This window comes from Persicobacter sp. CCB-QB2, from assembly GCF_001274635.1.
GTDB classification, from domain to species: domain Bacteria; phylum Bacteroidota; class Bacteroidia; order Cytophagales; family Cyclobacteriaceae; genus Persicobacter; species Persicobacter diffluens.
In genome coordinates, this window is record NZ_LBGV01000001.1 from 3,680,580 (window position 1) to 3,695,742 (window position 15,163).

The following is a 15,163-nucleotide window of genomic DNA, read 5'->3' on the forward strand; positions in this document are numbered from 1 at the left end:
TGATCGGCGTTTTGCTTTCAAACGGTATTGTTATCCCGAATTATTCATCGCCAAATTTATCAACTAGATGTAAGTGATTAAAATTCCAGGTCGTTATAATTTATTTTCTTTGATTTATTATAGCCCAAATTGGGGCAAGCTTGCTTTTTCCTCATTCACCTGCTTCGTTGGAAAAAAATGAAATAGGAAAAATTCCTTCATTTTTTCCGCCTTGCAGCTAAACGAGGATTTAAGCATGACTAATCCGGGTTATTTAGAGGCTTTCGCCTTCTTTGCTTTCTGCATAGGGTTACTGCCGTAGGAAGCGCCCCTTGCGGCTTTACTTCTTTCGAATAGTTCGAACCTCGAAGGGATACTTTGTCGAGGGAAGTAGTTATTATTCAGGTCGGTATCTGCAGTTTCCAGCATGGGGTCCAGAATAATATTGGTGACTTCTTTTTCAAAGGCAAACACTTTGCTTACCTCCTCTTCGTTCTTTCTCCAAATTTCAGCGGGAATAAAAGCAGTTTCATGACTACCATCCTCAAAGTCAAATTGTAAAATGATGGGCATTACCAATCCTCCCACATTTTTAAAATCCAATTGATAGAAATTCAAGTCGCTATTTAATAATGCTTTGTCCTTTTCAGAAAGTTTGGTAATAAAGGTTTTATAAGCTTTTCGCTGTTCGTCGGTCGTTTTGTAGGGATCGTAGGAGTTATAGAAATCACGAAGATCCGGACGCTCATCATCCACCCGGGTAGTCAATTGCTTATTACGCTCTTTGCTGATACTTTTCTCTCTTTTTTCTGCCTTCGCTTTTGCAATTGGGTTTTCTACATCCGGATTTTTTGTATTTAACTTATACCACTGCACATTTTCCAAAGAGATATCCACATGATCAGTCGAATAGAACCAGCCTTTCCAGAACCAGTCCAAATCCACGGCTGAGGCATCCTCCATCGTTCTGAAGAAATCCTCCGGCGTGGGGTGTTTGAAAGCCCATCTTTCCGCATAGGTTTTGAAAGCGTAATCAAAAAGCTCCCGACCCATTACCGTTTCTCTTAAGATATTGAGCGCTGTAGCGACTTTGGCGTAAGCGTTGGAGCCAAATTGCTTCAATTGTTCTGAGTTGGTCATGACCGGAACGATATTATCCGGATTGCCTTTCATATACGGAACAATTTTGGACGGAGCGCCTCTTCTGGAAGGATAATCATGCTCCCATTCCTGCTCTGTTAAGAATTGAAGGAAAGTATTCAATCCCTCATCCATCCAGGTCCATTGACGTTCATCGGAATTGATGATCATTGGGAAATAATTATGTCCTACTTCGTGGATAATTACGGAGATCATCCCGTACTTCGTTCTTTCTGAATAGGTGCCATCCTCGGCTACACGTCCGTAATTGAAGCAAATCATCGGGTATTCCATTCCATTAGCTGCTTCGACGGAAATCGCTACCGGATAGGGGTAGTCAATGGTATATTTGGAATAGGTGCGAAGGGTATGAGCCACTACTTCTGTGGAGTATTTATAATATAACTCATAGGCTTCCTTAGGGTAATATGACATGGCCATTACCTTCTTATTGTTCAACTGTACCCCCATGGCATCCCACACGTATTTTCTGGAACTACCAAAAGCAAAGTCGCGCACATTTTCGGCCTTATAAACCCAGGTTTTTTCTCCTTTAAGTTGTTTCTTTTCTGCTTTTTGGGCCTCATCTTTGGTCACAATCAATACCGGCCGATCAGCAGTTTGGGCTTTTTCCCATCGTTTCAACTGTATTGGATTCAGGATTTCTTCCACATTCTGAAGTTCGCCTGTCGCACAAACGATATGGTCTTCCGGAACGGTAATGGCGACTTCGTAATCCCGAAGGTCAGCGCAAACTCCCCGGAACCCAGGAATTGTTTATTTTGCCAGCCATTCACATCATCATATACACACATTCTGGGAAACCACTGACAAATGGTATAAAGGTAATTTTCATCTTTAGGAAAATACTCATAGCCGGAACGTCCGCCCAATTGCATCCGGTCATGGATATTGTACCACCATTTCACATCAAAAGTAACAGAAGCACCAGCAGCCAAAGGCTCAGGTAAATCTATACGCATCATGGTTTTGTTGATGGTGTAGGGTAGCGAATTGCCCGCAGCATTTTTCACTTCTTCAATATGAAAGCCCAGATCCTGATCATGTCCCATAAAGCGGTTGATCTGGCCGGAAGACATTTTTTCATTAATCTCACTTGGCGCAATTTTAAAAGAATCCGAGTCTTTGTTTCTCATGTTCTGATCCAGCTGCAACCAAAGGTATTGCAGGGCATCCGGGGACTGGTTGTGGTAAGTGATGGTTTCCTGTGCATCAATGCGCTGTCGTTCATCATCCAAGTGCACTGCTATTTTGTAGTCAGCGCGTTGTTGCCAATACTGGTGGCCGGGAGCTCCGGATCCTGTTCGGTAGAGGTTTGGCGTGGCCAGGTCATTGCCCAGCTGCTCGAACTTACGGCCTTTGTAGGGGCTGTAAGCCTCTTGCGCAAAAGTGATCATCGGCCACAAGCACGCAATCGCAAGCAAAATTCGTTTGTTCATAAAAAAAGCAAGATAGGTAAGGTTAAGAAAGGGTTACCAAAATTTGGCCTGATACATCAAAATCACCGAGACGGTCAGGATAGCAATCGTCCAGGTAGGCTTCCAATAGTGGTAAAATTTTTTATTGATTAAAGTAAATAGCTGAAATAGTAAGAAATAAGCAATAACAATCACCACCTGACCGGCTTCTAAGCCTAGATTAAAGGCAAGTAGCGGGGTGAAAATATCCTGTGAACGCCCCAATAGAGATTGCAGGTAGGAGGAAAATCCTAGTCCGTGGATTAAGCCGAAAGCCAAAATCACGGCATAGGCCCATCCGTAACCGGATTTTTTGGTAGTACCACTTTTTAACTGAAATAAGTGGGTGACGCCCGTAATGAAAATAGTGAGTGGAATTAAAAATTCTACATAGTCACCGTTTACTTTCACAATGCGAAATGTAGCCAGGGCCAGGGAAATACTGTGCCCCACAGTAAAAGCAGTTAGTAATCCCAGAATTTTTTGCCATTGTCTGATTGTGAACGAAAGACAGAGGGCAACGACGAAAAGTAAATGGTCGTATCCATCCAGGTCCAAAATGTGCAACCAGCCCATTTCAAAAAAGGTAGAAAATGTGCTCATTTGTAAAAAAGAAGTCTTAAAAAAAGGAAAATATAGTCTGTATGGCGAGTGAAAAGCGTGGCTTTAGCTCAGCCAATAATTTGTTAATTTACAAAAAATACCCTTTTTGCTGTTCAAATTTTACCCAAATCCCCGAAAATGAGAAAATTTTATATTGTCGGCGTCTTTTTGTTATCATTGGTTACTTTAAGTAATCCTGTATTTGCTCATCCCTATCATATTAGTTTGTTGGACATGAAATATGATGTGGAGGAGAAAAGAATTGAAATGGAGGGCAAAGTTTTTCTGGATGATTTGGGCGACGCTATTTTCAAAGAACAGCAATTGCAGGTGGATTGGGAAATGGGAATTCCGGAGGAAGCGGTAGAAGCTTATTTTTTGGAGCATGTTAAAATTCAATGGGAAGGGGATGCGCGGGAAATTCGGTTTGTAGGGATGGAAATTGAGGATGATGCCTTGTGGGTGTATTGCTATGTGGAAAAGGTTAAGCCCAGGGGAGTTTTAGAAGTACAGAATACCATACTTTTTTCAGAATTTGATGATCAGCAAAACCTAGTGCATTTTCAGGATGAAGTGGGTTTGAGGTCAGAACGATTGCATAGCGGGAGAAAATTAGTGGCTTTTCCGCTACGTAAGGTTTAACCATCAAAATGGAATTTTTCGTAAACTTCCCACACATTTCCATCATGTTTGAGTAGTGTAATGTATTTAACCTGAATGGTTTGTGTGTATTGTTTTTCTTTGAAAAAATTCCAGGCCTCTGGAAAAATAGCCTTTTTTAAATCCCGAAATGCAATGGTGAAATGGGGGTGGAAAGGGCGTTCTTTATAATCGGCATTGAACAGGTTGAGTTCTCGCTTCATCATTTTTTTTAGCTTAGTTTGTAAATTGGACAATTCCATACTTTGCTTTACATCTACAAAAATTACACGAGGGGGGAATTGGTTGAAATTATTTAATTCAATTTCAAAGCCAGTTTCTTGGCTTACAAAATTGGAAATTGTCGTTTTTAAATGATTTAATTTTTTCTTTTTCCATAAAAAAGGCATGTGTAAAGTGAGGTGTGGAGGTGACTTTAGGGCTCCACTTGTTGAAAAATGCGTTGCCGCCTCCAGCTTAAACTGATGGAGGTCATGAAATACTGGTTCCTCAGGCACGATGGCGATAAAAAATCGGTCAGTTTCTTTATTTTTCATGATTTATTGCATTGTATGTTTGAAAAGAAAAGTAGCGATTATCTAATATTGCAAAGGTTTGCAGTTAGAAGAATTTTCATGTATTATTACCGATAATTAACACTTTTTTAGTTTAATTAAGCGTTAAAAATTTTCTGCAGCAAATTTCAACAGTTCAGCTTATTATTTCACCTTTTGTATGTCAAAATTTAACAGGACCAACAAAGTAACCAATAGGAGAATTTCAAAAAGTAGCATTTCCAAAACGCTTCTTGTGGAGGTTTCTTGGGAGGTATGTAATCAGGTGGGGGAATTTATACGGTGATCCGTTCCAAGGCTCCTACGATGGTTAAAAAGTGGGAAGAGAATTATACCCTGTTGGGTCCATATGTACATGATCAAGCGCAGGCGGCATTTGAGCCCTTACCCTTGGAGGAGTCCAATGCGGTGTGTCGGGCAGTAAAAAGGATGCAAGAGTCCGGATTGGACGTACATTATGGCGAGTGGTTGGTTACCGGAAAACCAAAGGTGGTTTTGGTAAATCCCAATTCTGTATATGATCGTCTGGGTGAAATTAAATACAATCTTTGGGATCATCATGGGATACCGTTGCCTTCACAGGATGACTGGTTAGATAAGTCAGCGGCATTTGGAGAGTTGAGCAGAATCTTCTTCAGTATTTTAGCAGAGGAAGAGACCTCCAAAAATATTATCGGTCATTTCCATGAGTGGATGTCTTCCACTGCAATTCCTGAATTGCGCTATGAAGGCGTGAATATCTCAACGATCTTCACCACTCATGCCACCATGTTGGGGCGTTATTTGGCGGCCAATGATCAGGAGTTTTATCATCACCTGCCATTCTTTGATTGGGAGAAAGAAGCGATCAATTTCAATATTGAACCACAGGTTCGGATTGAGCGCGCGGCGGCACACGGTGCACATGTATTGACGACAGTATCAGAGGTGACGGGGCAGGAATGTATCCATTTGTTGGGTAGAAAGCCGGACGAGATTACCCCGAACGGCTTGAATATTGAGCGTTTTACTGCCCTGCATGAATTTCAGAATTTACATAAAGAGTATAAGGAGAAAATCCATCAGTTTGTGATGGCTCATTTCTTCCCAAGCTATACTTTTGATTTAGATAATACGCTTTATTTCTTTACTTCGGGTAGATTCGAGTATAAGAATAAAGGCTTTGATACCACTTTGGAAGCTTTGGCGAAATTAAACTATCGCCTGAAGCAAGAGCAAAGTGATGTGAACGTGGTGATGTTTTTCGTGACTAAACGCCCATACCAGTCGGTGAATCCGGACGTATTGCATTCGCGTGCGGTGATGGAGGAATTACGTCATACCACTAAGATGATTCAGAATCAGATTGGAGAGCGCCTGTTTTATGCAGCGGCATCTTCGGATGATCACAAACTTCCGGAGCTGAATGAGTTTGTGGATGAGTATTGGAAATTACGTTTCCGTCGTACTTTACAGTCCTGGAAAAGTGGTGGATTGCCATCGGTAGTGACCCACAATTTGTACGATGATCATAATGATGAGATCCTGAACTTCCTGCGTTCTTCTAATTTGTTGAACCATGAGGATGATCGTGTGAAAGTGGTTTATCACCCAGATTTCATTTCTCCTTCCAGTCCTTTGTTCGGAATGGAATATGGGCAGTTCGTTCGTGGTTGTCATTTGGGAGTATTCCCATCTTACTATGAGCCATGGGGCTATACACCACTGGAGGCGATGGCTTCCGGAGTGCCTTCGGTTACTTCTGATTTGGCAGGTTTTGGTGACTATGTGGTGAATAACCTGCAGGATCATGAAGAAAAAGGGATTTATGTCATTGACCGTAAGAATGCGAACTTTGATGCAGGTGCGGATCAGTTAGCTTATAAATTACACAAATTCATTAAGATGGATCGCCGTCAGCGTATTTCTCAGCGAAATAAGACGGAACACAACTCCACTTTCTTTGATTGGCATAACCTGATTCACCATTACGATAAGGCACACAATTTGGCGATTACCAGAAATAAGAAAGGAATGTAGTCCTTTTAGAAAATATAAAATGAACCGCGGGCATTTAGCCTGCGGTTTTTTTATGGGCTGAAATTCCGGGATAAAAAAAAGCAGCCTTCCGGAGAAGACTGCTTTATTATTTTTTTAGGAATCTCCTTATTTATTCTGCAGGAGTATCATCATCATCAGAAATGGATTTACGCATATCCGTATCCGCCTGGATATTTTGGAATTTGTAGTAATCCATAATGCCCATGTTTCCGCTTCTGAAAGCTTCGGCCATCGCTAATGGAATGGTGGTTTCCGCTTCAATTACTTTTGCACGCGCTTCCTGCGTTTTCGCTTTCATTTCCTGCTCAGCAGCCACCGCCATTGCTCTTCTTTCCTCGGCTTTTGCTTCCGCTACTTTCAAGTCAGCCTGGGCTTGATCTGTCTGAAGGGTTGCTCCAATGTTTTTCCCTACATCCACATCGGCGATATCAATCGACAGGATTTCAAAGGCTGTTCCGGCATCTAATCCGCGCTGCAATACCAGCTTGGAGATTTTATCCGGATTTTCCAATACCTCTTTGTGGGATTGGGCCGAACCGATGGAGGTTACAATACCTTCCCCTACACGGGCAAGGATAGTATCTTCACCTGCACCACCTACATATTGCTGGATGTTGGCACGTACCGTCACACGGGCAGTGGCAATCAACTGAATACCATCGGCAGCTACAGCCGCCACTTTAGGGGTAGTGATCACTTTTGGATTTACAGAAATCTGAACGGCTTCGAACACATCACGACCTGCCAAATCGATGGCGGTAGCTTTTTGAAAGTCCAGTCCAATATTGGCCTTGTCTGCTGAGATCAATGCTCTGACAATATTGTAAACATCTCCCCCGCCAAATAGTGGGTTTCCAAATCATTGGTGGAGATTTTCAATCCCGCTTTAGTAGCGGTAATCAATGGATTAACGATGGTACTTGGTGGTACCTTTCTAATTCTCATAGCGACCAATTCTCCCAATGAAATCCGAACACCCGAGAAAAGGGCGGTGATCCATAGGTTAACAGGAACAAAGTATAGAAAGAGAAATAATAAAAATATTCCTAAAATAATAGGAACTACCAGACCGAATGAGCCCATAAATTTAACTTAAAGGTTGTACGATTATTTTATTGCTTTCAATGGAAATAATTTCAATGGATTGGCCAGCTTCCAGGAATAATCCTTTGGTGGTGACTTCCACTTCCATATCGCCGAAAAGTGCTTTACCTACCGGTTTCAAATCTGAAACAGCTTCGCCTTGCTCTCCTACAGAAAGGCCAAGGTTATCCCGGGTATTGACTTTGCTTTTGATGGCATCGGTATTGGCCATTTTTAACCATGGTTTGGACTGAAAAGCATAGATGGATAATAGTCCGCCCGCTACGCCAGTACCCAATAATACCCAGTGGCCGGTATCACTTCCGAATTCGCTATAGGTCATGAAAACACCCCCAATCACGGACAGCACTCCCATAATTCCCACGAAGGTAGTGCCCGGAATAAAGATGATTTCGACAATGATCAGCAAAATGCCGATAAAAATTAAAAGGCCAATTAACCACATAGGAAAAGCTGTTATTTATGATCCCAATATAAGCTTTTGTGTAAATATTAGTAGCGGCTTTTGTAAGATATTAGGGTGGGAGAGTTATTATTTTAGTTAAAAATCAATATTTACTAAAATAAATTGGATTTGGTTAAGGTTGCGCTTTTAATAAAGCCTCGGGGCTGTCAAAACGAAAGTACTGGCGGAGGGTAATTTCCCACAAATAGAAGCTCGATACTGTATTGTAAGGAGAGAATTTTGCGGCCAGCTTTTCAAAAATTTCCGGATTCATTTCCTCCTTTTGAAAGAGCCATTGCATGCCTTTCCTTAAGGCCAGGTCTCCGTAGGAATGAACGTCCTGACGCTGTAGGGTAAATATCAGGAACATTTGGATGGTCCAGGGCCCTACACCTTTGATGGGCAGGAGAAGATGATGAATTTCTTTATCCGAAAGTTGCTGCAAAAATTCCGGAGTGAATTGCTCCGGTTTTTCGATAAAAGCCTTTGCAATTTCCCGACAGTATTTGGCTTTGGCATTGGATAATCCACAGCTTCTGAGTACTTCAAATTCCAGCGCTAAAAGGGCCTTTGGATCAGGTGTCTGCTCAAATAATTGTAAAAAGCGGCGGTAAATGGTATTGCCCGCGGCAAAAGAAACCTGTTGGTAGATGATATTAAAAACCAGGCCCAGAAAAGGATCTGGAACGATTTCACGTTCCGGAATCTCCGGGACTAATTCCATTAATAAATTCATCTCCGGAATGCTTTGCAGGTGCTCTATGGCCTCGGCTTTGATTTCAAATTTCATGATTCCATTTGCTTTTTCAGGGCAAACAGCTCATCACGCAATTTGGCTGCGGTAATAAAATCGAGGTCTTTGGCCGCCTTTTCCATTTCCTTTTGGGTTTTGGCGATCATCTTTTCGATGTCCTCCTTCTTTGCATACTGCAGCACAGGATCGGCTGCCAGGGTTGGCTCCGGATCTTCCACATAGTATTCTTTAGGCTCTGCTTTGCTGTCTGCCACTTTGGTCTGCCCCAGAATTTCTTCTTTGGATTTTCGTACTGTTCTGGGCGTGATCCCGTGCTCCTCATTGTAAGCGGCCTGAATACTGCGACGTCGGTTGGTTTCTTCCATGGCTGTATTCATAGAGTCCGTGATACGATCGGCATACATGATTACAGTACCGTCTGCATTACGGGCGGCGCGACCGATGGTCTGAATCAGGGATTTGGTAGAACGCAGGAAGCCTTCTTTGTCTGCATCCAGAATGGCGACCAGGGATACTTCCGGCAAATCCAGTCCTTCCCGCAGCAGGTTTACCCCCACCAATACATCATAGGTTCCCAGACGAAGATCCCGAAGGATTTCTACCCGATCCAGGGTTTTTACTTCCGAGTGGATATAGGCACATTTCACATTGGCTCTTTCCAGGAACTTGGTCAACTCCTCGGCCATTCTTTTGGTCAAAGTCGTTACCAAAACCCTTTCATCCTTCTGAATGCGGTTGTCAATTTCTTCCATCAAATCATCAATCTGATTAATGGAAGGGCGTACCTCAATTTTGGGGTCCAGCAGGCCGGTCGGGCGGATAATCTGCTCCACGATGATGCCCTCAGAATTACGAAGCTCGTAATCTGCCGGTGTGGCGGAAACGAAAACCATTTGGTTGATCATTCCCTCAAATTCTTCAAACTTCAGTGGTCGGTTGTCCATGGCTGCCGGCAGGCGGAAGCCATAATCTACCAAATTTACTTTTCTGGCGCGGTCTCCCCCATACATGGCCCTTACCTGTGGGATGGTCACATGGCTCTCATCAATCATGATCAGGTAATCCTCCGGGAAATAATCCAGCAGACAGAAGGGGCGCTGTCCAGGCTTTCTTCGATCAAAGTAACGGGAATAGTTCTCCACGCCGGAGCAATAGCCCAGTTCGCGGATCATTTCCAGATCAAATTCCGTACGCTCCTGAATTCTTTTGGACTCTTCCACCCGTCCCTCCTCATCAAAGAAACGGATTTGTTTGACCATATCATCCTGAATTTCCTTAATGGCCGTTTGGATGGTGTCTTTACCGGTTACGAATAAATTGGCTGGGAAAATGGTGGTAGTCTGCTCGTCGGAAAGCTTTCTTCCTGTTTCCGGGTCAATGGTTTGTATGGCTTCAATTTCATCTCCCCAAAAATAGAAGCGGTAGGCGAAATCGGCATAGGCCAGGTACAAATCCACCGTATCGCCCTTTACACGGAAGGTTCCTCTTTTAAAGTCAGATTCTGTCCTGCTGTACAAAATATCCACCAAAGCAAAAAGGAATTGATTTCGGGGAACGCTGTCTCCCACTTTAAAGGAAAGCACATTTTTGCCGAATTCCTCCGGATTTCCGATACCATAAATACAAGACACGGAGGCCACTACAATGATATCCCGGCGGCCGGTGAGTAATTGAGAAGTGGCTTTTAAACGCAACTTTTCAATTTCTTCATTGATCATCAGGTCTTTTTCGATGAAGGTATTGGTGGCGGCGATGTAAGCTTCCGGCTGGTAGTAATCGTAATATGAAATGAAATACTCCACCGCATTTTCCGGGAAAAATTGCTTGAATTCTCCATAAAGCTGGGCTGCAAGTGTTTTGTTGTGTGCCAATACCAGCGTCGGACGTCCTGACTCCGCAATCACATTGGCCATGGTAAAGGTTTTACCTGTTCCCGTGGCGCCCAGAAGGGTTTGAAATTTTTCCTGCCCCTCGATTCCTTCCACCAATTGCGCAATGGCTTGGGGTTGGTCTCCCATGGGTTTGTATTCCGAAGTCAGTTTGAAGTCCATATGGATGTTGATTTTGATTGGAGGGTACTCAATAATATCGCGGTTTTTTGCCGAAATAGCCAGCCATTACGCTTCTTCCCCGGTTTTTTCCGCCTGCCAGATTTCCCAGCTTTTCTCCGCCTGAAGCACCAGCATTTCATAGCCGTTTTTCGCTTTTGCACCTTTTCTCAGGCCTTCCTGCATAAAGGCGGTGATTTCCGGATTATACACCAAATCATAAAGAAAATGTTGATCGGTAATTTCTTCATAGGGCAGATCCGGCTTTTCTGCTTCATTGGGGAAAGTGCCTAGCGGAGTGGTGTTGACCACCAATTTACACTGCTTTAAAATCTGAGGATTTTCAGCAATTTCTGTATAAGTAAGATCGGCATTTTCGGCGGAACGAGAGACCATCTTGACCGTGATGCCCAGGTCTTCCAGTGCAACCCTTACGGCTTTGGAAGCTCCACCAGTCCCCAATACCAATGCGGTTTGGATTTCCGATTGTTGGGCTCCCAGCCATTTTTCAAGAGAATTTTTAAAGCCATAATAGTCCGAGTTATACCCTTCCAACTGACCGTTCTCCATAATCTTCACCACATTTACCGCTCCAATTTTCTTCGCACTTTGATCCAGCCGATCCATAAAAGGGAGTACCTCATTTTTATATGGAATGGTGACGTTGATGCCCTGCAGTCCGGCAGTCTCCTGAATGAGTTTTGGTAAAGCAGCTATTTCCGGAATTTCAAAAAGGTCATATTGGCAATCCTCAATGTCCTCTTTTTTGAATTTCTCAGTGAAATACTTTTTAGAGAAAGAATGGGTCAGTTTTTTGCCGATTAATCCAAATTGTTTCATAAAAAATGCGGTCGGTTTATTTCAATTTAGCTTTTCCACGAGCAGCGACATAATCCAGGCCATATACGAAGGCTATGGCTCCGAATATGCAGGCAATGGCGATGATGGTTTGCGGTTCGCCCTCATAAGTGGAAGGTAAAATATTTTTGGTTATTAGGGGTACTTGTTCTCCATGAGAATTGGTGCGGAAGGATAATACTTCTTTCCATGGCCATACTTTGTTCAGCGAACCGATCATGAAACCTGCCAAAAGTGCTACGGCAAGGTCATGGTATTTGGCCAGTAGCCAGGAGATAAATCGGCTGAATAAACCCAAACCCAGGATACACCCCATACCGAATACGGCGATTACATCCAGTTTAAAGTCTTTTATAGCGTTGAGGATAAATTCATATTTCCCCAAAATCAGTAAAAGAAAGCTTCCCGAAATTCCGGGCAAAATCATGGCGCAGATGGCAATGGCTCCGGATAAGAAAATGTACCCATATCCTTCCGGCGTTTCGGTGGGGGTGGCTACCGTTACAAAGTAGGCGATTAAAATGCCCAAAATTCCACTTAACAGCACTTTCCAATTCCAGTTCCGGATTTGTTTACTGACCAGAATGGCGGAGATGATGATCAGTCCGAAGAAAAAAGACCAGATGGGAATTGGGTGATTCCCTAAAAGATAGGTGATGACTTTCGCCAGAGAAATGACACTAGTGGCAATCCCGGCAAAAAGTATCAGAAGGAAGGTTCCATTGATATGATTCCAGAAGCCTTTTATATCCAATTTAAATAAAAGCCGGATGGCTGTTGCATCCACGGATTTAATGGAATTAATCAGCGTTTCGTAAATGCCGGTAATAAAAGCAATGGTTCCGCCGGAAACACCCGGTACGACATCGGCTGCGCCCATGCCCATGCCCTTCAAAAATAAAGTGAAATAGGATTTCATGATTAATAATCGTCTTTGCTTGGATCAAGCCATTTTTTGCAGCCTAAGCCGAATTATTCACCGCTAAATTCATCAGATCAAGCCAAAGGACTTATCTTCAGTTCGTTATTGGTGTTTTTCTTTGATTTTTAATAGCCCAAATTCGGGCAGGCTTGCTTTCTCTTTATTCCTCTGCTTCTTTGGCGAAAACTCGAAATCGGAAAAATTCCTTCATTTTTCCCGCCTTGCAGCTCAACGAGGATTTAAGCAGGCCTAATTCGGGCTAAATATACCCAAATGCCGTCGATCAAAAAATAAAAAAGCGAAGACCCCGGAGAATCTTCGCTTTTGGTAAGGAGGCGCTATAAATTACTGGATAGCTTCCTCAATGTTTTTGTTGGAAAGGAAATCCATGAAGGTGTCTCCTCTCAATCCTAAGCGAATGGTCTCCAAAGGAATTACCTCATTAGGGGCGAGGTTCCCTAGGTTAACATTTGGCCCGCAAAGCTTGATAAACCAAACCTGCTGCCCTTTCTTAGGGGCTTCCCAAATAATTTTTTCTGAAGGGATTTTGGTCAAAATTTCTTCCACCAAACCCGAGCGTACTTCACCGGAGGAACGGAACAAGCCCACATTGCCACCTTCACGCGCTTCTCCAATAACCTTCCAGGCACCGGCATCCAATTCCGCCTGCATAAACTCAATCCACTTATAAGGAGGAATGATTTTTTCAGCATCTTTGGACCCTACTTCAGAAAGCACAGTGAAATCCTGTGCCAGTCTCGAAATGTATTCACACTTTACATCGTGTGGCAATTCGATGGATCCGTCAGAAACTTCCACATATTCCACCCCGAATTTCTGCATGGTGCGGATATAGTCATCAAACTGTCCGCGAACCAAAAAGGCTTCAAATAATGTTCCACCAAAATAGGTAGGGATTCCTGCTTCCTTATAAAGGTTGATTTTTTCCTGAAGATTAGGAGTCACCGCAGAAGTTCCAAACCCCAACTTAACGATATCCGTGTAAGCTCCTGCAACGCTTAAGAAGTCTTCCACTTCTCTTAAAGAAAGACCCTTATCCATGACCATGGTAAAACCAGACTGTCTTGGCTTTTGGGTTCTCTCTGGAAGATCCTTCAAAAAGTAGTTCATTCTATCTGATCTTTTCTATACTGATTAATAAATTCAAACAAGGCCTTTTGCGTTTTCCTGGAAGGAAAAAAATCCAAAAGGGCATCGAATTTTTCCTGATCCAGCGAAAGAGCGGTTTTCAGGTAATCGATGGCTTCGTCGTATTGGTGTCCGAGTAATAAATAAGCGGCTGCAATATAGTGCAGTCGCGCATTTTTCTCGAGTATTTGCATACCCTCAGACACTTTCTCAAAGGCTTTGGAAAAATCATTGCGCTGGTAATACATCATGGACCAGTGCACATACAATTCCTCATTAATGCCTCCAATGGAACGGGCTCTTTCAAAACAAAGCTCCGCCTTTTCCCAATTATTGAGCATGCGTTCGGCTTCCGCCGCAATCATCCAATAAACGGGCTTGTCTTCCGTTAGCGCAATGGCTTTTTCAATAAAGTGTTTTGCCTCCGAAGGACGGTCGGTTTTGATACAACAGGAAGCCAGGCCAAACCAGCCGTCATCGTAATTTTTATCAAAACTAACTGACTTTTTATAATGGCGGGAAGCCTCCCGGGTAAGCCCCTGATGCTCATACGCCGCGCCAAGATAGCAATAAGTTTCACCGGAACTCCCTTCCAGCTCCAAAACTTTTTCATAACAACGGATCGCCTTGTCGAATTTTTCCAAATTCATGTAAACATTGCCCAGGTTGAAGTGGGCAGAGGCAAAATCGTCTTCCAAAGTAATGGCAAAATCGTAAGCATTTACTGCTTTATCCAAATGGTCAAGCTTACAACACACCACGCCAAGATTAAACCAGGCGGTAGCGGAAAACGGATCTAAATCCAGATAGTGCTCATAGCACCTCATGGCCTCCTCCGGCCGGTCGACCATTTCGAGGTTATAGCCCAGGTCTAGCCAGACATTTTCCAGATTAGGGTCAATTTCCAGCGCCTTGTTAAAGTTTTCAATGGCGATTTCGGGTTTTTGAGTGGCCTGCGCAACCAAACCCAAATTATAATGGATTTCGGCAGGTTCGTGGTGATAGAGCAAGGCTTGTTGTAAAGCATCTTCTGCCTGCTCATATTTTTCAGTAATGATCAGAATCTCCCCTTTGGCGGTCAGTAAGTCCGCATTGGTAGGGCTCATCATTAATCGTTGATCTAAAATGGAGAGGGCATCATCGTATTGAAGCATGAAGGATTTGATTTCTACCAGCATTAGTTGGGCTTCTTCCGAAAAAGGAAACTGCTCCATTAATACTTCTTCCAAATGATTCAATCCTTCCTCATGAGCGTTCTCCACAAAGATCTCCAGCAATAATTCACATTGCTCAAGACTAAGCATAGGCATGCTGCCTTCGGAAATTTCTTCCAAAAAGGCATTGGCCAGTTCTTGCTTTTCTTTCTTTTTGTGATTCGGCTCTTTCATATCTTTCCTTCAGTGCACTATTTCACCAATGGTCCTAAATA

General features: G+C 43.1%; 11 protein-coding genes and 2 pseudogenes. 2 read left to right on the forward strand and 11 right to left on the reverse strand.

What is annotated here, in order from left to right; translation table 11 throughout:
• Positions 1–249: 249 nt before the first annotated feature.
• Both NG22_RS16350 and NG22_RS16355 read right to left on the reverse strand, forming a co-directional pair.
• Positions 250–2,537 (reverse strand): annotated as a pseudogene (locus tag NG22_RS16350) (M1 family metallopeptidase).
• 75 nt (positions 2,538–2,612) lie between these two features.
• Complete coding sequence (locus NG22_RS16355; protein WP_053406685.1) at positions 2,613–3,200, reverse strand: HupE/UreJ family protein; 588 nt, start codon at positions 3,198–3,200, stop codon at positions 2,613–2,615.
• Between the two features lie 138 nt (positions 3,201–3,338).
• Between NG22_RS16355 and NG22_RS16360 the strand changes: the two genes are divergently transcribed.
• The gene (locus tag NG22_RS16360; protein WP_053406686.1) at positions 3,339–3,842 is read left to right on the forward strand and encodes a DUF6702 family protein; all 504 of its coding nucleotides are present in this window, start codon (positions 3,339–3,341) and stop codon (positions 3,840–3,842) included.
• Here the strand turns inward: NG22_RS16360 and NG22_RS16365 are convergent.
• Positions 3,839–4,396 (reverse strand): 2'-5' RNA ligase family protein, encoded by a 558-nt coding sequence (locus NG22_RS16365; protein WP_053406687.1) that lies wholly within the window; start codon positions 4,394–4,396, stop codon positions 3,839–3,841. The two genes, NG22_RS16360 and NG22_RS16365, sit on opposite strands and share 4 nt — an antisense overlap.
• Before the next feature lie 324 nt (positions 4,397–4,720).
• On the opposite strand from NG22_RS16365, the gene NG22_RS16370 reads away from it, so the two are divergent.
• Positions 4,721–6,433, forward strand: a complete 1,713-nt coding sequence (locus NG22_RS16370; RefSeq protein WP_367379239.1) for a glycosyltransferase — start codon at positions 4,721–4,723, stop codon at positions 6,431–6,433.
• 130 nt (positions 6,434–6,563) lie between these two features.
• Here NG22_RS16370 and floA read toward each other — a convergent pair.
• The 8 genes and pseudogenes from floA to NG22_RS16410 form a co-directional block, all read right to left on the reverse strand.
• Positions 6,564–7,537: pseudogene (gene floA / locus NG22_RS16375) on the reverse strand (flotillin-like protein FloA).
• A gap of 4 nt (positions 7,538–7,541) precedes the next feature.
• Entirely contained in the window at positions 7,542–8,003 is a 462-nt protein-coding gene (locus NG22_RS16380; RefSeq protein ID WP_053406688.1) for an NfeD family protein, read from the reverse strand.
• A gap of 133 nt (positions 8,004–8,136) precedes the next feature.
• Positions 8,137–8,793, reverse strand: a complete 657-nt coding sequence (locus NG22_RS16385; RefSeq protein WP_053406689.1) for a DNA-3-methyladenine glycosylase — start codon at positions 8,791–8,793, stop codon at positions 8,137–8,139.
• Positions 8,790–10,808, reverse strand: coding sequence for an excinuclease ABC subunit UvrB (uvrB, locus tag NG22_RS16390; protein ID WP_053406690.1), 2,019 nt, complete (start codon positions 10,806–10,808; stop codon positions 8,790–8,792). Before uvrB ends, NG22_RS16385 begins: the two co-directional genes overlap by 4 nt.
• Before the next feature lie 66 nt (positions 10,809–10,874).
• On the reverse strand, positions 10,875–11,645 hold the full coding sequence (locus tag NG22_RS16395; RefSeq protein ID WP_053406691.1) for a shikimate dehydrogenase: 771 nt from the start codon (positions 11,643–11,645) through the stop codon (positions 10,875–10,877).
• Positions 11,646–11,661: 16 nt separating this feature from the next.
• The gene (locus NG22_RS16400; RefSeq protein WP_053406692.1) at positions 11,662–12,582 is read right to left on the reverse strand and encodes a DUF368 domain-containing protein; all 921 of its coding nucleotides are present in this window, start codon (positions 12,580–12,582) and stop codon (positions 11,662–11,664) included.
• Between the two features lie 348 nt (positions 12,583–12,930).
• Positions 12,931–13,716, reverse strand: a complete 786-nt coding sequence (locus tag NG22_RS16405) for a phosphosulfolactate synthase (protein WP_053406693.1) — start codon at positions 13,714–13,716, stop codon at positions 12,931–12,933.
• Entirely contained in the window at positions 13,713–15,122 is a 1,410-nt protein-coding gene (locus tag NG22_RS16410; protein ID WP_053406694.1) for a tetratricopeptide repeat protein, read from the reverse strand. The genes NG22_RS16405 and NG22_RS16410 overlap by 4 nt, the downstream gene beginning before the upstream one ends.
• Between the last annotated feature and the right edge of the window lie 41 nt (positions 15,123–15,163).

What these genes read in the sequence shown, in the direction of transcription:
- NG22_RS16355 (WP_053406685.1), bottom strand. Translation starts at nt 3,200, where the DNA reads ATGAGCACATTTTCTACCTTTTTTGAAATGGGCTGGTTGCACATTTTG.
- NG22_RS16360 (WP_053406686.1), top strand. Translation starts at nt 3,339, where the DNA reads ATGAGAAAATTTTATATTGTCGGCGTCTTTTTGTTATCATTGGTTACT.
- NG22_RS16365 (WP_053406687.1), bottom strand. Translation starts at nt 4,396, where the DNA reads ATGAAAAATAAAGAAACTGACCGATTTTTTATCGCCATCGTGCCTGAG.
- NG22_RS16370 (WP_367379239.1), top strand. Translation starts at nt 4,721, where the DNA reads ATGGTTAAAAAGTGGGAAGAGAATTATACCCTGTTGGGTCCATATGTA.
- NG22_RS16380 (WP_053406688.1), bottom strand. Translation starts at nt 8,003, where the DNA reads ATGTGGTTAATTGGCCTTTTAATTTTTATCGGCATTTTGCTGATCATT.
- NG22_RS16385 (WP_053406689.1), bottom strand. Translation starts at nt 8,793, where the DNA reads ATGAAATTTGAAATCAAAGCCGAGGCCATAGAGCACCTGCAAAGCATT.
- uvrB (WP_053406690.1), bottom strand. Translation starts at nt 10,808, where the DNA reads ATGGACTTCAAACTGACTTCGGAATACAAACCCATGGGAGACCAACCC.
- NG22_RS16395 (WP_053406691.1), bottom strand. Translation starts at nt 11,645, where the DNA reads ATGAAACAATTTGGATTAATCGGCAAAAAACTGACCCATTCTTTCTCT.
- NG22_RS16400 (WP_053406692.1), bottom strand. Translation starts at nt 12,582, where the DNA reads ATGAAATCCTATTTCACTTTATTTTTGAAGGGCATGGGCATGGGCGCA.
- NG22_RS16405 (WP_053406693.1), bottom strand. Translation starts at nt 13,716, where the DNA reads ATGAACTACTTTTTGAAGGATCTTCCAGAGAGAACCCAAAAGCCAAGA.
- NG22_RS16410 (WP_053406694.1), bottom strand. Translation starts at nt 15,122, where the DNA reads ATGAAAGAGCCGAATCACAAAAAGAAAGAAAAGCAAGAACTGGCCAAT.